We start from the raw sequence: 24,828 nt of genomic DNA, 5'->3' as shown, positions 1-24,828 counted from the left end.
GGATTTCTGACATGTACACATTCTCCAAGGTCTATCGTCCGGCAATGCTGACGCTTGCCATTGTATTAGCCGGCTGTGCGGGAAACCAGCCTGTACAATACTCCGGGATCGATTCCTCATCACAGCTGCGGCCCAACACCGATGACCAATCGGACCGAATTCCATATCGTTATTCGGCGCCGGTGGACTGGAAAAAATATTCCAATATCATCATCGAGCCGGTGGCTATCTACCAGGGCGCCGACAACCAGTTTGACGATATGTCACAGGATGACCGCCAGGCCTTGGCCAGGTATATGCAAAACAAGTTTAGTGAAACCCTCAGGCCCCATTTCAGGGAGATTGCCACTCCCGCCCCAGATACCCTCAGGCTAAAACTGACGTTAACCGGCGCGGACACCACCACGCCGTTTATCGGTACCTTCACCAAATTCGATATTGGCGGGGGTCCTTATAACATAGTGCAGTCCATCCGGGGTAAGGAAGGCTTAATGAACGGTTCCGTGAATTACGCCGTTGAAATTTATGATTCCGCCACCAATAAGCTGCTCAATGCCTATGTCGCCAAGCAATACCCGAATGCCATGAACGTCAGCGCCAGCATCGGGTCGCTGAGCGCCGCCGAGGTGGGCATCGATAAAGGCGCGGAAGAACTGGCCGACATGCTGAAATAGACACCATAAACGCGATGAAGATGTTTCCCCATCTCGTGGTGTGTCCGCACCGTGACAGCGCGCTTCGTCGCCGGCGGACCCGGTCAATCCCGGCGATCGCGATACAGCAGCGAATCCGGCGGTTTGATGCCTGGCCCGGCCGGTTCGTTAAATTCGAGGCGGACGGGACGCCGATCGCGGGCCATGGCGCGGGCCGCGCCCGTTTATTGTGGCGCAGCCCGTTTACGGGAAAAGGCGCCGGGAGGTTATGCTGAGATGTTGCTGGCGCAGCAACCGGGTGTTATCGCGCGATCGGCCGCGCGGATTTCGTCTACTGCGCTTACTGGACACAGAACCCTCATCAGTCCTGTATATAAAAAACCGCGGTTAAAAGGTGTAACTCAACTGTGCTATGGCGCCATAGGTGCGATCGTTGCCGACCAGGCCGGTCACGTCCAGGTGCACCCTACCAAAGGGCGATAGGCCGATACCTGCGGTAACAACATTATTATCGCCATGGCGCATATCGGCGCGATAGCCGGCGCGCAATTGTACCCATGACCAGGCGTTGATCTCGGCGCCGACGCCGGCGTACTGATTTTTTTCCTGCGAGGCGAAACCGCTGGCCGGGGTCAGGTCGATGTCGATGGCGCCGGTGACAAGACCGTTGCTCCAGGACGTGCCGGCGGTTACCTGCGGGCGGATCTTGAAGCTGTCCTGCGAGCCGTTGACTTCTTTGGTGTCAACGCTGCGCGCCACCAGGTTCTGCGCGGCCAGGCCCGCGATCCAGTCCGGTGTGATATTGGCGGATAACCCAAAATCGATATTGGCCCCGTTCTCCGCGCGCCGGTATTCGGCGTTGCGAAAATCCGCTTTATCGTAGTGGTTGATGATCGCATTGTAATTGTAGGTGGCGACGCGTTGCAGCTTCGGCGTGATGCCCACCGAAATATCGCGCCCGGCCAGGTTAAACGGATGGGCCACGGCTACGCCGTATTCAGTCACCAGCGCGGCCAATCCCTCGGCCCGCGAGGTCAACTGGTCCAGGTCTTCCCCGGCCGGCCGGACCAGGCCGGCCTGCACCGCATCCAGATAGGCCAGATCGCGGTCGGTCACCTTGGCCTTGACGCTGGCTTTGGCCCAACCCTTGGCCACCAGGGCGAAGGGCAGGACGTGGTTGGGGACGGTAATCACCCCGGCCACCCCGGCTTCGGCTTTGCCTTTGTCGCCGGAGATATCCCGCAGGGCATTGCTGAATTTTTTTACCGAATCCGGCGTACCGGTGCCGTTGTTCACCTCGTTTTCCAGGTTATCCCAGGCGGATTGCACGTTATCGATCCCGTCCTGCAGATTATCGGGATCGGATACCCGCCCGCCGGCGGCGGGGAGGATGATGCTGATGTCATCCTCATCGCCAAATCCCGTCAGCAGCGCCGGGTTGACCAGCGCCGCCGCGCCATAATGGGAAGACGACACGCCGGTCCCGCCCATGGCGTCATTGCGCGCCTCGGTCCAGTTGCCGGCCGCCAGCGCCGGTGGGATGGCCGCCAGCAGGCCGGCGGAGAGAAAAACCTGCGTAATGCCACTGCGCTTCATCGTGACTTGTCCTTATTTAAGGGAAAAATAAACTGCGGAAAAGCCATCAATTCATTTCATTCTTAAATAAATTTCAAGCCGATGTTTACTTATCGGCAGCGCAAGGGAATTCATTAATTACCGGATGAATTCCCGTACGGGTGCAAAGAACGGTAACCGGGCAATATAGCGACTTAAGTAGAATGTTATGGTTTAACGTAGCGCGATGTGTTGATTGCTTCAAACTGTTATAGGGCCGGATGTTTGATAATCAACGATAAATAAATTTATTTTCAGGATGGTAAAAATGATGGTTTTTAGCCTGGCGTGTTTGTTTTATTTATATTAATTATTGTCGTTGAGTTATTACAAAATATTTAACCGATAAGAAAATATTATCATGACGCGGACGGGTGATAAGGTTATCCCACTGCGTATAAAGGCATCAAGGGACGCGGGGCGCCATAACAGGCCACCCCGGGCAGGTTAAAGGGTTAGGGCTTTTTCTATCGCTTTACCTAAGCTCGCCGTATCGCCATGGCCGCCTAAATCAGGCGTCAGCGGCTGCTGGTCAACGCCGGCGGCCAGGACCCGTTCGATGGCGTTCAGAACCGCCGCGCCCGCGTCGGGGTAACCCAAGTGTTCCAGCATCATCGCGCCACACCAGATCTGGCCGATGGGATTGGCAATGCCTTTGCCGGCAATATCGGGCGCGGAGCCATGCACCGGTTCAAACAGGCTGGGGAAATTGCGTTCAGGATTGATATTCGCCGACGGCGCTATGCCGATGGTGCCCGTGCAGGCGGGCCCCAGATCGGAAAGAATATCGCCGAACAGGTTGCTGGCGACGACGACATCAAACCAGTCGGGATGAAGGACAAAGTTAGCCGTGAGGATATCGATATGGTATTTATCCACCTTAACCTCGGGATAATGCGGGCTCATGGCCTCCACCCGTCCGTCCCAATAAGGCATGGTGATGGCGATACCGTTGGATTTGGTTGCGGAGGTAAGATGTTTCTTGGGGCGGCTTTGCGCGAGTTCAAAGGCAAACTTCAGGATGCGGTCAACGCCGGTCCGGGTCATCACGGTGTCCTGGATAACGATTTCGCGCTCGGTGCCGGCGAACATCGTGCCACCCACGCTCGAGTATTCCCCTTCGGTATTTTCCCGCACGATATAAAAATCAATGTCGCCGGGCCGGCGGTTGGCCAGCGGGGCCTTGACGCCCGGCATCAGGCGCACCGGCCTTAAGTTGACATATTGATCGAACTCACGGCGAAATTGCAGCAGGGAGCCCCATAATGAAATATGGTCCGGTATGATCGCGGGCCAGCCGACCGCGCCAAAATAGATGGCGTCATAATCCTTAAGTATCGCGAACCAGTCATCAGGCAACATTTTGCCGTGTTTAATGTAGTAATCCGCGCTGGCGAAATCAAACCAATCCCATTGGATATCGATAGCAAATTTTTTGGCGGCGGCGCCGATCGTCCGCACCCCTTCCCGCATGACCTCCACCCCGATGCCGTCTCCGGGGATGACGGCTATTTTATGTGTTAAATCAGACATCTAATCACCTTTATGAAGGGGTTGAAGATTCAGTGTGATTATAGTAGAACGTTAGTAAGAAATAATTAGTCTGGCAATTAACCCAATGTTGAAAAAAAGTAAAGAATTCAACTCCACCACCGAAGACCTGCTTTTTTTCCTGCGGGTCGCCTCGTCGGGCAGCCTGACGGCGACGGCCAAGGAGCTGGGGCTGTCGCTGCCGGCGGTGAGCAAGCGGCTCGCTCAGCTTGAATTACGCCTGGGCGTGCAGCTGATAAGCCGTACCACCCGGCGGCTGGAGCTGACATCGGAGGGCAGGGTCTACTTCGAGGGCGCCCGGCCCATTTTGAACCAGTTGGCCGACCTGGAAAGCGCGGTGTGCCTGAACACCGGCAGATTAAAGGGGAGCCTGCAGGTAAATGCTCCCTTCGGTTTCGGGCGGCGCCATGTCGCCCCCCTGGTTTCAGCCTTCGCCACGTTACATCAGGAACTGGATATTTCTCTCCAGTTGACTAATCAGTCTTCGAACTTTCTGGATGCCAATATTGATGTGGATATTCGCATGGGCGCCGTGCCCGACTCGCGTTTAATCGCCCGGAAAATACTCGCCAATCCCCGGGTAATATGCTGCTCGCCGGCCTATATCGACAATTTCAGGGCGCCGTCGGATATACAGGATCTGGTCAATCATAATTGCATTATTTTACGTCAGTATGAAAGTGATTATGGCATATGGCGTTTTACTAAACAGAGTCAGCTCATTAACCAAAAAGTGAAGGGACGGTTTTCAACCAATGACGGCGAGGTCGCCATGCGCGCGGCCCTGGACGGGCACGGTTTAATTATGCGTTCGTGGTGGGATGCTAAAAAATATATTCACAGCGGCGAGCTGGTCCAGGTGCTAAAGGATTATTCCCTGCCCGATGGCGATGTTTACGCGGTATATCAATACCGCAAATTTATACCGGGCAGGATTGCGGTTTTTGTTGAGTATTTGCAGGAAAACCTGGGGAAAGTGTAATTTATATTGCGCGCCCCGCTCCACGGGGCGCAACTTCCCGACGAGCGGTTTCAGCGCAGCAGGGTGGGCCGTTTGCCATTAAAGCGCCAGTCCTTGATCAGGTACTGCATGCCGACGGCGTCGTTGCGATCCTTGTTGGGGATGCGTTGATACAGCTGATGACTTTTTTCCACCTGCTCCATGTCCAGCTCAATCCCCAGTCCCGGTTTATCGGGTAGCCTAATGTTGCCATCGACGATTTTAAAGGGCTCCCTGGTCAACCGCTGCCCGTCCTGCCACAGCCAGTGGGTATCGAAGGGCGTAACCCGCTCGCCCGGCGCCGCCGCGCCAAGATGGGTGATCATCGCCAGCGAAACATCAAAATGGTTGTTGGAATGGCAGCCCATGGTCAGCCCCCATTCGTCGCACAGCTGTGCCACCGCCACGGCGTTTTTCATGGTCCAGAAATGCGGGTCGGCCAGCGGGATATCGATGGCGTTCATCTCCAGCGCATGGCGCAGCTGGCGCCAGTCATTGGCGATCATGTTGGTGGCCACCGGGATATTGGTCGCCCGGCGGAATTCCGCCAGGGTTTCCCGGCCGGAGAAGCCGTGTTCCGCGCCGCACGGATCCTCGATATAGGGCACCAGATGCTTAATCTGGTTGCCCAGGGCAATCGCCTCCTCCAGCGACCAGCAGGCGTTGGGGTCGACGGTAATGCGCGCCTGGGGAAACCGGTGCGCCAGGGCCTTGACCGTCTCTATTTCGTACTCGCCGCGATGCACGCCGCCCTTTAATTTAAAGTCCTTGAAGCCATAGAGGTCCTGCGCCGCTTCGGCCAGCCTCACCACCGAGTCGATATCCATCGCCGCCTGATGGCGCAGGTGATACCAGTCGTGGCCGCCCCTGCTGCCGGGCAGGTAATCCATATCGGTTTTAGTGCGATCGGCGATATAGAACAGATAGCCCAGCACCGGTACCTGGTCGCGCTGTTTACCCGGCCCGAGCAGTTCCGCCACCGGCAGATCCAGGAATTGCCCCAGCAAATCCAGCATCGCGGCCTCGATAGCCGCCACCGCGTTATAGTGTTTTTCCGGATTGACCTGTGGAACGTGGATGGTATCCGATACTTCGGAAAAAGCGTCACGGGTTTTAGCGGTATACAGGGCGGTCACCAGCGAATTAAGCCGTTTAAGCTCCTGGCCCTCCACCTGTGGGATGGCCGCCTGCAGATAGTTGAGCACGGTGGTGCTGCCGGGGCTTTCACCCACCCCGGTATGGCCAAGGCTGTCGGTCAGGACCACCAGCACACGGGTAAAATAACAGTTATGGGCGCCGCCGATATTGAGCAACATGCTGTCATGCCCGGCCACCGGGATAACCCTCATTTGCGTAATAACGGGTGTATCAGACATTTTTTCTCTCCATGGCGTTTGGCGGCTTAATGCCGTTCAGGTTGCGGCACAGCAGGTAGACCGCGGCCACCACCGAGACGCAGGTCAGGGCGTAGAGTCCACCGGTGGTGCTGCCGGTTTTCTGTTCCAGGTAGCCGAACACGGCGGGGGCAAAAAAGCCGCCCAGGTTGCCGACCGAGTTGATCAGCGCGATGCCGGGGGCGACGATGCTGGCCGGCAGGTTGCCCTGGGGCATCGGCCAGAAGAAGGTGGCGCTGGTTTTCGAGCCGACGCAGGCGATGCACATGGCGACAAAACCGAACCAGGGGTTGCCGAGCGTCGCCAGGAAGGTGCCGAAGGCCGCCAGCAGCATCGCCAGGGCCAGCACCTTGTCCAGCATATGGCGGAATCGATCGCTGATTTTTCCCACCAGGTTGATGGCGATGATGGCGCACAGCCAGGGGATCGCCGTTAGCAGGCCGATGCCGAAATCACTAAAACCATGGATGCGCCGGATAATTTGCGGCAGCCAGAACACCAGGGTATAGCCGGTCATGGTCATGGTGAAAAACAGTGTGCAATAGAACAGCATCTGCCTGTCGAACAGCAGCTTTAAGCGGGAGGTTTGCGTAATGGTCTTATTGCGCTCCTCGTCTTCCCGCGCCAGTTGCGCCAGCAGCAGCTCGCTTTCCTGCGGCGTCAGCCATTTAGCCTGCCGGGGCGACGAGACCAGGATAAAATAGGCGACAAAACCGATGGCGACGGACATGCCGCCTTCCAGGAACAGCACCCATTTCCAGCCGGGAATGCCGAGGACATCATGCAGCCCGAGGATGCCGCCGGTGATCGGGCCGGAAAACAGAAAGGCCGCCGCCGAGGCGCTCAGGATCATGGCCGTCGCCCGCCCGCGCCAGGCGTTGGGCACCCATTGGCGAAAATAGTAAAGGATGCCGGGGAAAAAGCCGGCTTCGGCCACGCCGAGCAGGAAACGCATAACGTAGAACTGGGTAGCGGAAGTGATAAAGGCGGTACAGAACACCACCAGGCCCCAGGTGATCATGATGCGGGTCAGCCAGACCCTGGCGCCATAGCGGCCCAAAAAAATATTGCTCGGCACCTCGAACAGCGCGTAGCCGACAAAAAACAGCCCGGCGCCGAGGCCGAACGCCGCGGCGCCCACGCCGGCATCGGCGGCCAGTTCGGCTTTAATAAAACCAATATTAGAGCGGTCGATCTGGTTAACAATGAGCATAATAACCAGCATAGGGATAATGCGTTTGAAAAATTTACCGCATGCATGGCTGATAATGTCTTCACGTCGCGCTAAGGGTATTTCATCAAGGGTACCCATATCGGCCTCTCTTATTAAAGTAGGGACCAAATATATCTACAGTTATGTATCGGCAGTGGCATTGTGCAATAGCATAAAGTTCTTCGGGCAGAAGTGCGGATAAAAAGTGCGGATAACCTGGCGCGGGTTAATTTTTAGTTTGATAAACAAAATATTATATCTCTGCTAACTGCATAATATTTTATTTGGAGGACGTGGGGAATAATGCAAGAGTTAGCGATTGGTCACAAATCAGGATATTCAATATATCCTTTTTTTACTGGATTCCGGCGCGTGAGTTTAATGAATTTGATATCTGCCGGCCATATCCGCTTTATTTATACTCATGCCGTCGATTAAACGTCGCCGTGGCCCCCCGGTATCTCCGTGGGGCCGACGGCGGCAACCGCCCGGGCGGGATCTATCCTGGATCGCCGGCACGGTGAGCGGTTATTTTATTAACGCGGCGCAGGCGGCGGCGATACGCCGGCCCGCTTCGGCCACGGTGGCATCATCGGTGGCGATGGAAAGGCGGAAATAGGGCGACAAGCCATAAGCGCTGCCGCCGATGCCCGATACGCCGCGCTCCAGCAGGTAATCAAGCACATCCGCCTCGTTTTCCAGCCGGCGGCCATCCGGCCGCCGTTGCCCCAACAGCCCCGCGCACCGGCAGAATACAAAAAAACTGCCTTGGGGCGGCAACAGTTCCAGTCCGTCCACGGCGCTAAGATGTGCCACCAGCGTATCCCGGCGCCGCTGATAGCTGGCCACCTGCGGCGGCAGGAAATCCAGGCCGCCCTCAAACGCCGCCAGGGCCGCCGCCTGGCTCACCGAGCTGGCGCCCGAGGAGATCTGCGACTGGGTGACCACCATGGCCTGCGTCAACGTGGCCGGACCGGCGCCGTAGCCGATGCGCCAGCCGGTCATGGCATAGGTTTTCGACACGCCGCCCACCAGCAGCGCGCGATCCCGCAAATCCGGCGCTACGTTCAGCAGCCCGATATGCCGACGGCCGTCGAACAGGATATGTTCGTACAGTTCATCGAGCATCACCAGTACCTGGGGATGGCGGCGCAGCACCGCCGCCAGTTCCTCCAGCTCCTGGCGGGTATAGACCGCGCCGCTGGGATTGCCCGGGGTGTTGAGGACCAGCCAGCGGGTACGCGGCCCGATGGCCTGTTCCAGCTGCGCCGGCAGCAGCTTGTAGCCCTGTTCCAAAGGGCAGGGCAGGAAACGCGGCTCGCCGCCGTTAAAACGCACGCTGTCGGGGAAGGTAGGCCAGTACGGCGTCGGCACCAGCACGTCATCTCCATCATCCAGGGTGGCGGCGAACGCGTTGAATATGATCTGCTTGGCGCCGTTGGCGATGACCACTTCCGCCAGGGGATAGGTCAGCCGGTTTTCCCGCGCCAGCTTGCGCACCACGGCTTCCCGCAGCGCGCGCACCCCAGGGGTGGCGGTGTATTTGGTTTCACCCTGGGCGATGGCCCGGTAGGCCGCCTGCTTGATGGCTTCGGGGGTGTCGAAATCCGGCTCGCCGGTGGTCAGGTCAAGGATATCCACCCCGGCGCTTTTTAATTCATTGGTGCGTTGCTTGGCGGCGGCGTTGGCGGACAGCGTCACACGCTGGACACGGCGCGAAAGTCGAATACTCATTGCGGTTCCTCTAAAAAACGTTTTTCAGGCGCGGGAGGCCTGGGGCGGGCGGCTACGCTCAGGTCGCCGACGGTAGCCCCAGGTTCTCGCGCAGCGTGGCGAAAGGATATGAGGTGCGGAACAACCCGCGGCGCTGGAGCTCCGGGATCACCAGTTCAATAAACAGATCCAGCTGTTCCGGCACGATCGCGGGCATCACGTTAAAGCCGTCCGCCGCGCCTGCCTCAAGCCACTGCTGGAAGTCATCGGCGATATCTTCGGCGCTGCCCACCACCACCCGGTGTCCACGGGAGCCGGCGGCCACCGCCGCCAGCTCGCGTAGGGTCAAACCATCGCGCGCCGCCAGATCGGTCAACAGCCTGATGCGGCTCTGGTTCCCCTCGCCGCCCGGCACCGGCGGCACCGGTCCGTCCAGCGGGAAGGCGCGCAGATCCATGCCAAAACGGGCGGACAGCTGGTCAAGCCCGTTATCGATATCCACCAGCGTATTTAGCTGGCGCCAGGTTTCCCGTGCCTCCTCGCGGCTACGGCCGACGATCGGCATCACCCCCGGCAGGATCAGCACGGCGCGCGGATCGCGTCCGGCGGCGGCCACCGCCTGTTTCTGGCTGCGGTAGAACGCCTGTCCTTCCTCCAGCGTGGCGGAGGCGGTGAACACCACCTCGGCGGTCTGCGCCGCCAGCGCCTGGCCGTCGGCCGAGGATCCGGCTTCGATAATCACCGGCCGCCCCTGTGGCGAGCGGGAAATGTTCAGCGGTCCCTGCACCGAAAAGTGTTCGCCACGATGGTTGATCGGCTGGATCTTGTCGTCGTCGAAATAGCGGCCGCTGGCCCGATCGGCCACCACCGCCCCGTCCCGCCAGCCGTTCCACAGCTTAAACGCCACCTCGAGGAATTCGCGCGCGCGGGCGTAGCGCGCCGCGTGGTCGGGCATATCCTCCCGGCTGAAGTTGCGCGCCACCTCGGTGGAATAGGAGGTCACCACGTTCCAGGCGACCCGGCCCTGGCTGATATGATCCAGGGATGAAAACGCGCGGGCCAGCGTAAAGGGATCGCTGAAGGTGGTGGAGGCGGTGGCCGCCAGGCCGATATGACGGGTGGAGACCGCCAGGGCGGCCAGCAGCGTCAGCGGCTCCAGCCGCGCCATGGTGGACGGCAGGCGATGTACGCTGGTGGCCAGCGCGTCACCGACAAAAAACAGGTCGAATTTGGCGTCTTCGGCCTTGCGCGCGATGCGCGTCAGCCAGGCGATATCCGTGGGCGAACCCAGGTCGCCGGTGGCGCGCCAGCCGCCGACATGATGGCCCAGCGGTTGGACAAACAGTCCCAGCCGCAATTGGCGCGGACTCGTTGGATGCGATGTCATGCACACTCCTGCGTGGTTAGGTTGAGCCCGGCGCCAGTCGCCTTATCGCCGTCAGAACGTCTGGTCGGCGGCGATCATCACCGCCCGTTCGATGGCCGCGGGCGCAAGCGAAAAGGGCAACAACGCCGCGCTGGCGGACGGAAACTTAAAACTGGCGGCAATATAGCGCGCCGCCTCGGCAAGTCGATCGCCCAGGGGCGAAAGATGCAGCGGCGCGTCATAGCGGCGCAACTGTGCGAGCAGTTCGGCCTCCGGCCGGTCGTTGCCCTGCGCCAGCAGGGACTGCACCAGCAGGCCGAACCCGACTTTTTCTCCGTGCAGCCGGCCGTGCAGTTCCGGCAGATGGGTCATCCGGTTGTGAATGGCATGGGCGACGCCCGGCGACGGGTTGTCGTCGCGCATGCTGTTGGCCAGGCCGGCCCCGGCGATATTGGCGTCGATCACTTTTTGCAGCGCGGGCGTTACCCGTTGGCGGGCGTTGTCCGCCAACGCCTGCTCGCCCCAGGCGTTAAAGATCTCGCGCGCAAAGGCGGCCGCGTGGATTTTAAAGCTGAGCGCCAGGCTGTCGCCGTTTTTTACCAGGTAGGGCTGGAATTCGTACCATTTGGCCAGCGCGTCGACGATGCCGGCTTTTAGGTACCGCACGTCGCTGCGCGCGATCACTTCGCTGTCCACCAGCACCAGCGCAGGCATGCGCTTAAGCGCCAACGTGCCTTCATGGCCGCCGTGTTCGTCGTACATAATACTGATCGGGGACCAGGCCGCGCAGGTGGCGGCGATGGTGGGCATAGTGGCGACATTGCCGCCCTCCAGGCCGTCCGCCACCGCTTTAGCGCAGTCCAGCACGCGTCCGCCGCCGATGCCGAGCACAAATGCAGAAGACTGCCGGGCCAGCCGCGCCTGATGTTCGGCCACCGTGGCCCGGGTGCATTCACCTTGCAGATAACTCACGTCATAAGCGATGTCGGCGGCTTCAAGGCTGGCGGCGACCTGCGACGCCACCGCCTCCCAGGCGCGCGGGCTGGTGAGTATGGCGATCCGATCGGCAAAGGGCGCGATAAGGCCGCCCGCGTCGGCGCACAGGCCCGGGCGGGAGTAATAGGTTTGAGGCGATTTGATTGCGAGCACGGTATTACCTTCGTCGATTTCTTATGAGCGCTTTACCATAAGTCAGCCGGAAATAGTAAAATCTCCTCACTCATTTGTAACCTCATTAAAAGATATAACTTATAGCGGGTGAATATAAAAGCGACCGGCGCGGCATGATATATTCCCGGGCATTCATCAGACAGGATAATTAAAGTGAAAATGGCTTTTAACACGCGATGGGCCGCGCTGGCGCTGGTTATGGGCGTCGCCGCCACGCTGGCCGGGTGCGATAATTCGGGTTCGGCGGCGCAGGATAAGGTGATCCGTCTCGGCGCCACGGGACAAAGTTTCCCCAGTTCCTATAAAGAAAATGATAAACTGGTGGGCTACGATGTGGAAGTGGCGGAAACCATCGCCCACGACCTGGGCTACAAGGTGGTCTGGACCACCGCCGATTTCAGCGGCCTGCTGGGCCAGTTGGAAGCCGGCAAACTGGACAGTATCGCCAATAATTTCGTGGTGACGGCCAAACGCCAGGAAAAGTACAATTTTTCCACATCCTACCTGACCTACTCGTCGCAGATCGTCACCAGCGCGCAAAATAAAGACATCAACTCGCTGGACGACCTGAAGGGCAGAACGGTGGCCGGAGTGCTGGGGTCGAACCATATTACCAACCTGCGCGCGGCGTTCCCGGACAACAGCATCACCATACGCACCTATGAAACCCGCGACGGCGCCATGAGCGATACGCTCAATAACCGGGTGCAGGGTTATGTTAACTCCAAGCCGGTGCTGCTGGCGGAAATCAACAAGCATCAGCTGCCGCTGAAGCTGGTGGGCCCGGCGCTTACGGACGAAGGGGTCAGTTTCCCGTTTGCCAAAACGCCTGAAGGCGATCGGCTGCTCGGCCTGTATAACCAGGAACTGGACAAAATGCGCGAGGACGGCCGGCTGAAGGCGCTGTCGGAAAAATATTTCGGCGACGACCTCAGCCAGGTGAAATAACACCACATTCTTAAGGGCTATATCCCAGGTTAACGCGCAACCGGCTCACCAGCCGGTTTTGCTATATCCCGTTGGGATTAGGATATATATTTCTGTTATAAGGCCCATTATTTCTACGTGCTATAGTCCCACACTTAAAAAATTATTTAATTCGAGAAGTGTATGGCGTCCCATCTGATTGATTTTGTCCTGATTGGTAATAATTTTGGCACCCCGGAAATGCGCGAGGTGTGGTCGGAAAGCAGCCGCCTGGCCCGGCAAATCGAGGTAGAAGTAGCCCTCGCCCTGGCGGAAGGCGAGCTGGGTGTGATCCCCGAGGCCGCGGCGCAGGCTATTGCCCGGCGCGCCGATGCCGGCCAGCTCAATCTTGACGACATTGCCCAATCCGGCGCCGAGATGAAACATTCCCTGATGCCTACCCTCGCCGCCCTGCAAAAACAGTGCGGCGACGCCGGCGAATATATCCATTATGGCGCCACCACCCAGGATATCGTCGATACCGCCACCGTGCTGCAACTGCGCCAGGCGTTCGACATTATCGAACGCGACGCGACGTTGCTGGCGGTGGAGCTCAGGCGCCTGGCGAAAAAATACCAGCACACCCCCATGACCGGCCGTACCCACGGCATGCAGGCGTTGCCAACGACGTTTGGCTTTAAGGTTGCGGTATGGCTGGATGAGTTTGTCCGCCACCTGACGCGCCTGCAGGAAATCAAACCGCGCGCGCTGACCGGTAATATCAGCGGCGCGATCTGCACCTACGCCTCTTTCGGCCCGCAGGGGCCGGCGATTGAACGGCTCACGCTCGACAAGCTGGGGCTGAACACCCCCAATATCGGCTGGCAGGCGGCGCGCGACCGATTTTCCGAGTTTGCCTCGGTGGCGGTGCTGATCAGCGGGACGCTGGGCAAGATAGGCAATGAGTTCTATAACCTGATGCGTTCCGAAATCAATGAAATCGAAGAGGCGTTTTCCGCCGGCAAAATCGGTTCCACCACCATGCCGCACAAACGCAACCCGGCGGCGCTGGAAGGTCTCGCCAGCCTGACGGCGCCGGTGCTGAAAAGCGCCGCCCTGATCTATGAATCGATGCATGTAGAACATGAGCGTGACGCCATGAGCTGGCGCGCGGAATGGATTGCCCTGCCGGAAATCTGCATCTACCTGTCGGCCCAGCTACAGAACGCGCTGGGCATTCTGCGGGGCATTACCGTCAATGAAGCGCAGATGCTGGCTAACCTGCATTTGCAGGGCGGGCTGCTGCTGTCGGAAAAGGTGATGTTCGAACTCGGCAAGACGCTTGGCAAACAAACCGCCCATCACCTGGTGTACGAATGCTCGATGCAGGCCTATGAACAGAAGCGCCCGTTCAAAGAGGTCCTGCTGGCGCACCCGACGCTGCGCGCCACCGTGACGGAAACCCAACTGGACCAGTGGCTTGACCCGACCAATTATCTCGGCAGCGCGCCTGAGAAGGTCGACGAGGTGATCCTGGCCGCCAATGCGTCCGGCCTGCTGCCGGCCGCTGGCCCGGAGGCACGATGAGCGCAGGCTATCGCCAGCTGACGGTGGCGGACGCGGAGCCGTTCCTGGCGCTGATGCACGCCGCCTATGCGCCTATCCGGGAATTGGGCATCCACTTCGACGCCGCCACGGCGGATCCGGCCCGGGTCGGCCGGCATCTGGACGAGCACGGCGTCTACGGGATGTTTCTCGACGGGAAACTGGTGGCCTCGGCGACGCTGCGCTACCCGTGGGGGCCGTTGCCCGGCCCGTTCGGCCTGCCGCATATCGGCTGGTTCGGCGCCGACCCCGGCTACCGCGGCCGGCATCTGGGCAGCCAGATGCTGCAATGGCTGGAACAGGCTATACTGCTGGACCAGCTCAGGGCGCCGGCGGTCTCGCTGGGCACGGCGGAAAACCACCCCTGGCTGGCTGAAATGTATCAGGCGCGCGGTTTCCTACCGATGCACAAAGCGGATTTAGGCAAAGGTCATATCACTATTTATATGAAAAAAATACTCGATGAAACACGCCATGCTTTATGGCTGCAACGCACAGCGGCACAAGAGGCGGCGCAATGAAAACACATTCTATGGTATTAACCGCGCTGCTGGCCGCCGCCACCCTGCTGTCCGGCTGTGACAAGCCGGGCGACGGCGGATCTGCCGGCGCAAAAACCATTCGCGTCGGCGCCACCGGGCTGAGTTTCCCCACCGCCTATAAAAAAGACGGCAAGCTGGTGGGCTTTGATGTGGAATTAACCGAACAAATCGCCAAGGACCTGCATTATCGCGTCGAGTGGATCAACGCCGATTTCAGCGGCCTGATGGGACAACTGGAAGGCGGCAAGCTGGATACGGTGGCCAACGCCGTCGCCATTACGCCTGCGCGCCGGGAGAAGTATGATTTCTCCGGTCCTTACAGTTATTACGGCAGCCAACTGGTCACCAGCAGTACCAACACCGGCATCAATACCCTCGGCGATCTGAAGGGTAAAACCGTCGCCGGGGTACTGGGCTCCAACCACGTGGCCAACCTGAAGAAGGCGTTTGGTGACAATACCATCACCATCCGCACCTATGAAAATCGCGATGGGGCGATGACCGACACCATGAACAAGCGCGTCGACGCCTATGTCAATGCCCGGCCGATACTGCTGGCGGAGATCAAGGAAAAGAGCCTGCCGCTGAAGCTGGTCGGCGCGCCGCTGGTGGTCGAGCCGGTGGGTTATCCGTTCCATAAGGATGACAACGGCCGCGCGCTCCAAGCGGCGTTTGACCGGCAAATCGACGCCATGCGCGCGGACGGTCGTCTCAAGACGCTGTCAATTAAGTATTTTGGCGAGGATATCACCGCTCCTCCAGCCGGCGCGGCGCAATAAGCCGGTTCTCGTTTCCACGTCCGCCGCGGTTTTTAACGGCGGGCGTTACCAGAGTGTTCCTGCATGAATATCGATATCAGCTATCTGCTCAAAGTCTTCCCGCTCATCATCAGCTATTTGCCGATGACGATGTTTCTGGCGGTGGTGTCCATGATCATCGCCATGGTCGTCGGCCTGATGCTGTCGCTGTTGCGCACCAGTAAAATCTGGCTGCTCAGTAAAGCGGTCGAACTGTATATTTCCTTGTTTCGCGGCATGCCGGCGCTGGTGCAGCTGTTTATCATCTACTTTGGCTTGCCGCAGCTGATCCCCTCGCTGACCGGCCTGACGGCCACCGCGGCCGCCATCATCGGTTTTAGCCTGAAGACATCGGCTTACATGGCGGAAATCTACCGCGCGGGGCTTGCCTCGGTGGATCCGACCCAAACCGAGGCCGGGCTGTCGATCGGCATGCGCAAGGGGCAAATCTATCGCCGCATCGTGCTGCCGCAGGCGATGCTCAATGCGCTGCCGGCCACCGGCAACACCTTTATCTCGTTGATAAAAGAAACGTCGGTGGCGTTTGCCCTGGGCGTGTCCGAACTGTTTGCGGAAGGCAAAATGATCGCGGCCGAGTCACTGCGCTATTTTGAAACTTTCCTGGTGGTGGGGTTGGTGTACTGGCTGGTAATCATCTGCTACGCTCGTCTGCAGGCCCTGCTTGAGAAAAAACTCAGCCACTCGCTGCAACGCTAGGATGACATTATGATCACGGCCAAAAATCTCTATAAACGTTTTGGTGACCAGGTGGTGTTGGACAATATCAGCATCGACATCGCCGCCGGTGAAGTGGTGGCCATTATCGGACCGTCTGGCTCGGGCAAATCAACGCTGCTGCGCTGCCTGAACCTGCTGGAAAAACCCGAATCCGGCATCATCCGGATTGACGATGTTACCCTTGATACCGAGCATTATACCACCCGGGAAGAATACGCCCTGCGCAGCCAGACGGCGATGGTGTTCCAGAACTACAGCCTGTTTAAAAATAAAACCGCGCTGGAAAATATCACCGAAGGACTGCTGGTGGTGAAAAAACTGCCCCGCAGGCAGGCGGTGGAAATGGGCATGTCGTTGCTGGAGCAGGTCGGCCTGGCGGATCAGGCGCATCAGTATCCGGTGACCCTGTCCGGCGGCCAGCAACAGCGGGTCAGCATCGCCCGGGCGCTGGCGGTCAATCCGAAAGCGATTTTGTTTGACGAACCCACCTCGGCGCTGGATCCGGAACGGGTGCATGAGGTGTTGCAGGTGATCCAGACGCTTGCCAGGCGCAAGACCACCATGGTGATTGTCACGCATGAAATGCAGTTTGCCAAAGAGGTGGCCGACCGGGTGATCTTTATGGCCGACGGACACATTATCGAACAGGGGCCAGCGGAGCATATCATCAATTTTTCCGACAATCCGCAGACCCGACGCTTCCTGAGGCAGTTGATCAATATCGAGACGCCCAGCGAGTTTTCTATTTAGGCGATTTACCGGCGCCGCGCCCGCATACGCCTGGCGGGTATGCCGGCAGGGCGCGTCCGGCCAGCGCCCGCCAGGCTGCGGGCCAATACGCGTTTTGACTGATGGAGTAACCTAATGACCATCCCTCCCGAATATCAGGACCTGGCGCAACAGATCCAGGACTTTCGCCACCACCTGCACCGGCATCCCGAACTGTCCAACCAGGAATTTGAAACCACCGCCAAAATCCGCGCCGCGCTCGAGCGGGAAGGTATCCGCATTCTTGATTTGCCGTTGAAAACCGGCCTGGTGGCGGAAATCGGCGGCCTGCTGCCCGGCCCGCTGGTGGTGGTGCGCGCCGATATCGACGCTTTGCCTATCAACGAGGAATCCGGCGTCGAGTACACCTCCGAAAACCCCGGCGTGATGCACGCCTGCGGTCATGATTTCCATAGTTCGGCCGCGCTCGGCGCCGCCATCCTGCTGAAACGCCGGGAGGCCGGCTTAAAGGGCAGGGTGCGCGTGCTGTTCCAGGCGGCGGAGGAAACCGGGCTGGGTGCGCCGGACCTGATTGCCACCGGCGCGCTGGACGACGCCGCGGTCATTTTCGGCATCCATAACGATCCCACCCTGCCGGTGGGCGTGGTAGGCGGCAAGGACGGCGCGCTGACCGCGGGCGTGGACAGGTTCGAGATCAAGATTGCCGCCAAAGGCTCCCATGCCGCCAAGCCTCACGAGGGCAACGATCCCATTATTATCCTCGGCCAGCTGATTGGCGCGGCGCAAACCCTGATCAGCCGCAACGTGCCGTCCAACAACAATGCCGTGGTATCCATCACCCAGGTCCACAGCGGCAGCACCTGGAATGTGATCCCGGATACCGCCTATATCGAGGGCACGGTGCGGACCTTCAGCCAGGACGTGCGCGATCTTATCGAGCAGCGCTTCCGCCAGCTGGTGCAAGGCATCGCCGAGGCCTATGGGGCGCAGCTGGAGTTTTTATGGCACGCCGGGCCGCCGTCGGTGGTGAATACGCCGGAATGGGTGGCGTTTGCCCTGGAGCAGGCCACCGAGACCGGCTTTGAGGCAAGGCGCGTCGACGCCAGCCCGATCGGCGAGGATTTCGCCTTTTACCAGCAGAAGCTGCCCGGCACCTTCATGATGGTTGGATCCGGCGGCCCCCATGCGCTGCACCACCCGAAATTTCGCGTGGACGATCGCGCGCTGTTCCCCACCGCCCGTTATCTTGCGCGCCTGGCCGGCGAAGCGCTGAAGTCGCTGGCGTAACATGAGCGAAACGCCCACCCGGCGGCTGGCGACGCTTATCGCCGACGCCCGGCCCGACGAAACGGCGCGGGAAAAAGCCCGGGCCGGAGTGCTGGACTACCTGGCGGTGACCCTCCCGGTGCTGCTCGGACGCGTGGCTGACAGCGGCCTGGCTTGCCTGCGCCGGGTCTATGACGGCCAGGATGCGCGCACGCGTGCGCTGCTGCTGGGTTATGCCGGCCATGCGCTGGACTATGATGATTTTCACCCCGACTTTCGCGGCCATCCCAGCACCGTGATCCTGCCGGCGCTGTTCGCCCTGGCCGCGGATCATCCGACGGTCAGCGCCGAGGGGTTTCTCGACGCCTATGCCGTCGGGGTGGAAGCGGCGGGGCGGCTGGGATTGGCCGCCGGACGCCGGCATTACGCCCTGGGCTTTCACAGCACCGGCACCCTGGGCACGCTGGCGGCAACGGCGGGGGCGGCGCGGCTGGTGAAGGCCGACGCCGGCGCGACGGCGGTGATGCTGGGCATCGCCGCCACCCAGGCCAGCGGGCTGCGCGCGCAGGCCGGCTCCGCGGCAAAACCCTTGCATGCCGGACTGGCGGCGCAGGCCGCGGTGGCCGCTTGCCAGCTCGCGTTAGCGGGGTTTTCCGGACAGCCTGACGGGATTATTGAGGATTTCCTGGCGGCCAGCTGTGGCGGCCAGCAGGATCCGGGCCTGTTGACCGACCGTTGGGGCGAACCCTGGCGCATTGTCGCTCCCGGGCTGGAGTTCAAGCCGTATGCCGCCTGCAGCGGCACCCACAGCGCCGCCGATGCGGCGCGCCGGTTACGCCGGCAGTGGCTGGACAGCGGCCATACCCTCGACGCGCTGCTGGATGGGCTGGATCATATCGAGGTGGCGTTTCCGCCGGGCGGCGATCTCGCACCCTCGGTGCGCCGGCCCCGTAACGGTATGGAAGCGCGCTTTAGCCTGGAATACGTTATCGCCGCCGGCCTGTTGCGCGACGATCTTACCCTGGCGGAATTTGCCGAAGGACCGGTGAATGCGGCGATTTCGGCGCTGGCGCAGCGGGTCAGCCGCTGTCCCGACCCGCTGGCGCCTCCCGATGAGCTGGATCCCTCCGCCCGCTTCCATCAGGTGACGCTATTTTTCCATCACGATGCGCCGCTGCGGTGTAAAGTGACGCGCCGGGAGAGCCTGTCCCATCCGGTGGATCTGTCGCATAAGCTGCGGCGGTGCCTGGCGGGTGAAACGGATGCGATGATCGACGCCATCGAAAGCCTGAGCCGCCTGGATTCACCCTCGTCGCTGTCCCGGCTGGGGGGGATACTCCTGTCGGCGCTTCACCAGCCCCGCCGGTAGACGCGCTTTACGCTTGGCTCTTCCCGCCGACCTCAGCGTTTCACCCGTTCCCCTAATTTGCGCGCCGCGGCCGTTCCCTGCCCGCGCTAATGATATCCGTGCCGCAATCGTTGCTTACCCACCGCTGTTTTCCGGCCGGCGCGACGCCGCGACCGGCGGCTCAAACGCCCTGACCTCCGGCGCCTCGCCCGCAAAGCGGCCGACGCGCACCACGGTAATCTGACCGGCGCAGCCCTGGCTGAGCGAAGAGGTGCCGATGTCCAGCGTCAGCACATTGGGATTGCCATGGCGGCAGACGGGTTTCTCCGCCAGCGGATCCACCGGATCGTACCAGGCGCCGGTCGGCAACTGTACCACCCCCGGCATAATACGTGCGCTCACCTCGGCGCTGGCCAGCACCGTGCCGCGGCCGTTGACCAGTTCAACCACGTCGCCGGTGGTTATGCCGAGGCGCCGCGCGTCGTCGGGATTCAGGCGACATATCTCGCGCCCGCCGCGTTTGCGGCTGACGCTGTACTGTCCGAAATCCAGTTGGCTGTGCAGGCGCGATTCGGGCTGGTTGGCAATCAGATAAAAAGGATGCTGTTGGTCGGGCCGCTGTTGCGGCTCAAGCCACACCGGATGTCCCGGACAGTCCGCATAACCAAAGCCGGCGATGGCCTGCGAGAAAATCTCGAGTTTGCCGCTCGGCGTCGGCAGCGGATTGCGCTCCGGATCCTGGCGAAACGCCCGCAGCAGCCGGCCCCCATCCTGGTCCTGCGGCAGTTCCAGGATGCCCTGCTGCCAGAAGGTGGCAAAATCAGGCACGCTGACGTCACGTTCCCGCAGACGTTCACGCATCTGCTGATAGAGATGCGCCAGCCATTCCCGGGCGCCGCGTCCTTCGGTGAAAGCTGCTTCCCCGCCGAGCCGCCGGGCCAGTTCGGTAAAGATGGCGTAATCATCCTTCGCTTCGCCGTAAGGCGCGGCCGCCTGCTGCATGGCAACCAGATGCCGGTCCGTCGGCGCGCCGCCGATATCTTCCCGTTCCAGCGTCATGGTGGCGGGCAGTACGATGTCGGCATGGCGCGCCGTTGCCGTCCAGGCGGTCTCATGCACGATCAGCGTATCAAGCCGGCAAAACGCCCGGCGCAGGCGCGCCAGGTCCTGATGGTGATGAAACGGATTGCCGCCCGCCCAATAGGCCAGCCGGATGGACGGATAGGTAAGATGACGCCCGTTGTAAAAGAATTTCTCACCGGGATGCAGCAGCATATCGGCCACCCGCGCCACCGGGATAAACCGGTCGATACCGTTTTTCCCCTGCGGCAGCGCCGGAAACGCCACCTGGTTGTGGTGCTTGCCGTAATGGCCCAGCGCGCCCAGCGCATAAGCGTAGCCGCCTCCCGGCAGCCCCGGCTGCCCCAACGCCGCCGCCAGCACCAGCCCGAGCCATACCGGCTGCTCGCCATGTTCCGCCCGCTGCAGCGAGTGCGCCACCGTCACCATCACCCTGCGCCCATGCAACCTGGCCGCCAGCGCCTCGATACGCGCCGCGGGGATGCCGCAGATGGGCGCCGCCCAGGCGGCATCGCGGACCTGTCCGTCCGCGTCGCCACGGAGGTAGGCCACCAGCTTCTCCCAGCCGACGCAGTAGCGCGCCAGGAACGCCTCATCACTCCACCGTCGGCTTACCAGCACATGCAGCAGCGCGAGGATCAGCGCCGCGTCGGTGCCGGGACGTATCGGCAGCCACTCGCCCCGGGCCTCGGCGGGCAGATCGCTTTCCAGCGGACTGACCGAGATAAAGGCCGCGCCACGCCGCGCCGCCTGGTCAATAAAACCACGCTCGGTATGCTCGCTCAGCCCGCCGCTGGCCACCTGAGAATTTTTCAACGCCAGGCCGCCGAAGGAGATCATGACCTCGGTGTGCTGCGCGATTTCCTGCCAACTGACGCCGCGGCGGGCGATTTCGTTGATATCGCCGATGATATGCGGCAGCAGGACCGCCGACGCGCCGGAGCTATAGCTGTTGACCGAGCGGACGTAACCGCCGAGCGTGGTATTAAGGAAGCGATGCACCTGGCTCTGGGCATGATGAAAGCGCCCGGCGCTGGACCAGCCGTAGGAACCGCCAAATATCGCCTCCGGCCCGGATTCTCCGGCTACCCGTTGCAACTCGGCGGCCACCCGCTCATAGGCCTCCGGCCAGCTCAGGGCGACATACTCGTCCGCGCCCCGGCGGTTATCGGGCCCCGGGCCCTGTTCCAGCCAGCCGCGTCGCACCATCGGGCCGGCGATACGCGCCCGATGGCCGAGGGCGTTGGCCATGTTCTGCAGCAGCGGGCTGGGATCGGGATCGCCGCTGAACGGGGTGATGACCAGCCGGTCGTCTTGCCAGCGGGCGGTGAACGCCCCCCAATGGGAGCTGTGCGTTTTGCGATGGGTCGAAGTCATCAAGGGTATCCAGGTGAAATAACAAGCCGGTGGTTTACAGCACGGTTGCCAGGAAGTGCCGCACGCGGTGGTTTTGCGGGTCGTCCAGCACGCTGTGTGCCGGACCGGCGGCGACAATTTTACCTTCTTCCATAAAGACGACGTTATCCGCCACTTCACGCGCAAAGCCAATCTCGTGGGTAACAATTACCATGGTGATGCCGGAATGCGCCAGCGTTTTAATCACCTGCAGCACTTCTCCCACCAGTTCCGGATCCAGCGCCGAGGTCGGTTCATCAAACAGCAGCACCGCCGGATCCATAGCCAGCGCACGGGCTATGGCGACGCGCTGCTGCTGTCCGCCGGAAAGCTGTTGCGGCCAGTCGTTTTCCCGTTCGGCCAGCCCGACCTGCCGCAGCAACAGTCGCGCCTTGCTGGTGGCCTGCTGACGGCTCAACTTTTTCACCAGCATGGGCGCGTCAATAATGTTTTGCAGCACCGTGCGGTGCGAAAAGAGGTTAAATTGCTGGAACACCATACCTATCCGGCTGCGCTGAAGCGCAATCTCGCGGCTGCCTAATTCATGGAGCGCCTGTCCTTTCTGCCGGTAGCCCACTAGTTCACCGCCGATAAGAATGGTGCCGCCATCAAGCTTTTCCAGATGGTTGATGCACCGCAGCAGGGTAGATTTGCCGGAGCCGGACGGCCCGAGGATCACCGTCACCGAGCCGGCGGGAATATCAAGCGTAATATTATCGAGGATGGTGTTGCCGGAAAAACGTTTGGTGACCTTGCGCAGGGTGATGGTCTCAGCCATTGTTTACCCTCCCGGTCTTCAGGCTATAAAACAACGGCTTGCGTTTCGTCCGCTCCTGGCTTGGCTGGCGGGTCACGCTGCGGCTAAAATAGCGCTCAACGTAATACTGGCCCACCGACAGGACCGAGGTCATCAGCAAATACCACAGCGTCGCTACCAGCAACAGCGGAATCACCTGGTAGGTGCGCTGGTAGATAATTTGCGCCGAGAACAGCACATCCTGCAGCGCGATCACCGAGACCACCGCGGTGGTCTTCAGCTGGCCGATAATTTCGTTGCCGGCCGGCGGCAAAATAGCCCGCATCGCCTGCGGCAATATGGTGTGGCGAAAGATCTGCGCCGGGCGATAGCCCAGCGCCCGCGCCGCTTCCAGTTGGCCATGGCCGACGCTCTGGATGCCGGCGCGCACGATTTCCGCGGCATAGGCGGACTGGTGCATCACCAGCGCGATCACCGCCGCGCTGAACGGACTTATCAACGTGTTGGCGTCGGCGCTCCACAGCGCGCCGACGCCGGGCAGGGACAGGGAAATCTTGGGATAGAGCGCGGCGATATTGTACCAGAGGAACAGCTGTACCAGCATCGGCACGCCGCGAAAGAACCAGGTATAAGCCCAGCTTACCGCCACCAGCACCGGATTGGACGAGAGGCGCATCAGCGCCAGCACGGTGCCGAAGGCAAAACCGAACAAAACCGAAATGACGGTCAACTGCAGCGTCATCAGCACGCCGCGCAGGATGGATGCCTCGGTAAAGCTCCCGACGATAGTCTGCCACTCGAAGCGGGGATTGGACATCATCGAATGGATGGCGGCGCACAGCAGGATCAGCACGAAAAACGCGCTGACCCAGCGGCCGTAATAGCGTTTGCCGACAATCCTCAGCCCGTCGGCTTCGGTTTCCTGCTGTGTACTGCTCATTGGAATATCTCTTCGTTACGTTTTGCTTCTTTCACGGCGCCATAGCCGATTCCCCAATGATCGAGGATCTTTTGATAGCTGCCGTCCTGGATCAGGGAATTGAGCGCGGCCTGCACCGGTTCTTCCAATGGCGATTGTTTGGGGAAAGCAATGGAAACCGGCGCGTCGTCCACGCTGATTTCGCCGCTCATGGCCAGCGCTTTCACCAGGTTCACCTGCCAGGTGAGCCCTTCATAAGGGCCGAAAAACAGCGGCACGCGCCCGCTGACCACGGCCTGCACCCCGGCGGGGCGGTCCGGGAACACCGCAATGTTAATCGGCGGTTTGCCCTGCTCCACGCACTGCTTGCTGGCGGCTTCGAGACGGGTCAGCTGGGTGGTGCCGGCCCCGCCGCCGACCTGTTTGCCGCATACCGCCAATAGCGAGGTAAAAGGGGCGACATTGGCGTCTTTACGGGAAATAACCCCGAGCCGGGAAGCGTTGTAATAACCGATAAAATCGATCTGCTGCAAGCGCGCCTTGGTGGCGTTGATATTGGACAGCGCCACGTCATACCGGCCCGACTTCAGCCCGGGAATAATGTTGTCGAACCCGCCGGTATCCTGCCAGTGCACCGTCACGCCCAGCCGTTCGGCAACGGCGTTCATGATATCGATTTCACGTCCCGCCAGCGTGCGGTTGTCTTCCTGGAAAAAGGTGGTGGGCGGCGTGTTGGGGTTGGTGCCGGCAATAATATAGCCCCGGGACAAAATGTCGGCGGGCAGTTTATTTTTTAGCGTTTCATCGGCCTTGACGTGAAACGAACTGGCCGTGGGAACATTTTGCTCGGCCGCCCAGGCGTTATGCACGCCCGCCATCATGAAAAGCGATATAAAACCATGGGATAACTTCATTAAAGGCTTTTCTCCTGATGAAACATGACAAAGGGGTCTGCGTGCAGACCTTAAATAGATAAACCTTCAGATGATAAAGGCGGAAGCGGTTAGGGCGCTTAGGCAAACGCCGGTCTGGCAGCGGTTTCAGCACATAGTCCACTCATTGATATATTGTC

General features: G+C 60.4%; 21 protein-coding genes. 10 read left to right on the top strand and 11 right to left on the bottom strand.

Going from position 1 to position 24,828, the window contains the following annotated elements:
- Positions 1–11: 11 nt before the first annotated feature.
- Positions 12–674 carry a DUF3313 domain-containing protein gene (locus tag GRH90_RS01770; RefSeq protein WP_162364166.1) on the top strand — a complete coding sequence of 221 codons (663 nt, stop codon included), beginning with the start codon at positions 12–14 and terminating at the stop codon, positions 672–674.
- Between the two features lie 366 nt (positions 675–1,040).
- On the opposite strand, the gene GRH90_RS01765 is transcribed toward GRH90_RS01770, so the two are convergent.
- Positions 1,041–2,249: a conjugal transfer protein TraF gene (locus GRH90_RS01765; RefSeq protein ID WP_162364165.1), complete on the bottom strand. Its 1,209-nt coding sequence runs from the start codon at positions 2,247–2,249 to the stop codon at positions 1,041–1,043.
- A 465-nt stretch (positions 2,250–2,714) separates the two neighbouring features.
- Positions 2,715–3,800 carry a tartrate dehydrogenase gene (locus GRH90_RS01760; RefSeq protein WP_162364164.1) on the bottom strand — a complete coding sequence of 362 codons (1,086 nt, stop codon included), beginning with the start codon at positions 3,798–3,800 and terminating at the stop codon, positions 2,715–2,717.
- Positions 3,801–3,885: 85 nt separating this feature from the next.
- Here GRH90_RS01760 and GRH90_RS01755 point away from each other — a divergent pair, with 85 nt between their 5' ends.
- Positions 3,886–4,800: a LysR family transcriptional regulator gene (locus GRH90_RS01755; protein ID WP_162364163.1), complete on the top strand. Its 915-nt coding sequence runs from the start codon at positions 3,886–3,888 to the stop codon at positions 4,798–4,800.
- A 50-nt stretch (positions 4,801–4,850) separates the two neighbouring features.
- Here GRH90_RS01755 and GRH90_RS01750 read toward each other — a convergent pair whose 3' ends face one another.
- From GRH90_RS01750 to GRH90_RS01730, 5 genes are all read right to left on the bottom strand, one after another.
- The gene (locus GRH90_RS01750; RefSeq protein ID WP_162364162.1) at positions 4,851–6,194 is read right to left on the bottom strand and encodes an enolase C-terminal domain-like protein; all 1,344 of its coding nucleotides are present in this window, start codon (positions 6,192–6,194) and stop codon (positions 4,851–4,853) included.
- Complete coding sequence (locus tag GRH90_RS01745) at positions 6,187–7,524, bottom strand: MFS transporter (protein ID WP_162364161.1); 1,338 nt, start codon at positions 7,522–7,524, stop codon at positions 6,187–6,189. The genes GRH90_RS01750 and GRH90_RS01745 overlap by 8 nt, the downstream gene beginning before the upstream one ends.
- A 429-nt stretch (positions 7,525–7,953) precedes the next feature.
- Positions 7,954–9,159, bottom strand: a complete 1,206-nt coding sequence (locus GRH90_RS01740; RefSeq protein ID WP_162364160.1) for an aminotransferase class I/II-fold pyridoxal phosphate-dependent enzyme — start codon at positions 9,157–9,159, stop codon at positions 7,954–7,956.
- A gap of 58 nt (positions 9,160–9,217) precedes the next feature.
- Entirely contained in the window at positions 9,218–10,525 is a 1,308-nt protein-coding gene (locus GRH90_RS01735) for an LLM class flavin-dependent oxidoreductase (protein ID WP_162364159.1), read from the bottom strand.
- A gap of 51 nt (positions 10,526–10,576) precedes the next feature.
- Entirely contained in the window at positions 10,577–11,653 is a 1,077-nt protein-coding gene (locus GRH90_RS01730) for an iron-containing alcohol dehydrogenase family protein (RefSeq protein WP_162364158.1), read from the bottom strand.
- 180 nt (positions 11,654–11,833) lie between these two features.
- On the opposite strand from GRH90_RS01730, the gene GRH90_RS01725 reads away from it, so the two are divergent.
- The 8 genes from GRH90_RS01725 to GRH90_RS01690 all read left to right on the top strand — a co-directional run bounded on the left by GRH90_RS01725 (position 11,834) and on the right by GRH90_RS01690 (position 19,626).
- Positions 11,834–12,622, top strand: a complete 789-nt coding sequence (locus GRH90_RS01725) for an amino acid ABC transporter substrate-binding protein (RefSeq protein WP_246235824.1) — start codon at positions 11,834–11,836, stop codon at positions 12,620–12,622.
- A 162-nt stretch (positions 12,623–12,784) separates the two neighbouring features.
- Positions 12,785–14,167 (top strand): N-acetyl-S-(2-succino)cysteine lyase, encoded by a 1,383-nt coding sequence (locus GRH90_RS01720; RefSeq protein WP_162364157.1) that lies wholly within the window; start codon positions 12,785–12,787, stop codon positions 14,165–14,167.
- On the top strand, positions 14,164–14,706 hold the full coding sequence (locus GRH90_RS01715; protein WP_162364156.1) for a GNAT family N-acetyltransferase: 543 nt from the start codon (positions 14,164–14,166) through the stop codon (positions 14,704–14,706). The genes GRH90_RS01720 and GRH90_RS01715 overlap by 4 nt, the downstream gene beginning before the upstream one ends.
- Complete coding sequence (locus GRH90_RS01710; protein WP_162364155.1) at positions 14,703–15,506, top strand: amino acid ABC transporter substrate-binding protein; 804 nt, start codon at positions 14,703–14,705, stop codon at positions 15,504–15,506. Before GRH90_RS01715 ends, GRH90_RS01710 begins: the two co-directional genes overlap by 4 nt.
- A 63-nt stretch (positions 15,507–15,569) precedes the next feature.
- Entirely contained in the window at positions 15,570–16,241 is a 672-nt protein-coding gene (locus GRH90_RS01705; RefSeq protein ID WP_162364154.1) for an amino acid ABC transporter permease, read from the top strand.
- Positions 16,242–16,250: 9 nt separating this feature from the next.
- Entirely contained in the window at positions 16,251–17,012 is a 762-nt protein-coding gene (locus tag GRH90_RS01700) for an amino acid ABC transporter ATP-binding protein (RefSeq protein ID WP_162364153.1), read from the top strand.
- 114 nt (positions 17,013–17,126) lie between these two features.
- Positions 17,127–18,278: an amidohydrolase gene (locus tag GRH90_RS01695; RefSeq protein WP_162364152.1), complete on the top strand. Its 1,152-nt coding sequence runs from the start codon at positions 17,127–17,129 to the stop codon at positions 18,276–18,278.
- A gap of 1 nt (position 18,279) precedes the next feature.
- A complete protein-coding gene (locus GRH90_RS01690) occupies positions 18,280–19,626 on the top strand; it encodes an MmgE/PrpD family protein (protein WP_162364151.1) in 1,347 nt (448 codons plus the stop codon).
- 114 nt (positions 19,627–19,740) lie between these two features.
- On the opposite strand, the gene GRH90_RS01685 is transcribed toward GRH90_RS01690, so the two are convergent.
- The 4 genes from GRH90_RS01685 to GRH90_RS01670 are packed head-to-tail and all read right to left on the bottom strand — an operon-like array spanning position 19,741 to position 24,670.
- The gene (locus tag GRH90_RS01685) at positions 19,741–22,062 is read right to left on the bottom strand and encodes a molybdopterin-dependent oxidoreductase (protein WP_162364150.1); all 2,322 of its coding nucleotides are present in this window, start codon (positions 22,060–22,062) and stop codon (positions 19,741–19,743) included.
- Between the two features lie 34 nt (positions 22,063–22,096).
- Positions 22,097–22,858: an amino acid ABC transporter ATP-binding protein gene (locus tag GRH90_RS01680; RefSeq protein WP_162364149.1), complete on the bottom strand. Its 762-nt coding sequence runs from the start codon at positions 22,856–22,858 to the stop codon at positions 22,097–22,099.
- Entirely contained in the window at positions 22,851–23,777 is a 927-nt protein-coding gene (locus tag GRH90_RS01675; RefSeq protein ID WP_162364148.1) for an amino acid ABC transporter permease, read from the bottom strand. The genes GRH90_RS01680 and GRH90_RS01675 overlap by 8 nt, the downstream gene beginning before the upstream one ends.
- Positions 23,774–24,670, bottom strand: coding sequence for an ABC transporter substrate-binding protein (locus tag GRH90_RS01670; RefSeq protein WP_162364147.1), 897 nt, complete (start codon positions 24,668–24,670; stop codon positions 23,774–23,776). Before GRH90_RS01670 ends, GRH90_RS01675 begins: the two co-directional genes overlap by 4 nt.
- Positions 24,671–24,828: the final 158 nt, after the last annotated feature.

Origin of the sequence: Acerihabitans arboris, from assembly GCF_010131535.1 — a bacterium.
GTDB classification, from domain to species: Bacteria; Pseudomonadota; Gammaproteobacteria; order Enterobacterales; family Enterobacteriaceae; genus Acerihabitans; species Acerihabitans arboris.
Note: the sequence above shows the minus strand (reverse complement) of the source record. Positions and strands in the feature narration are given on the sequence as shown.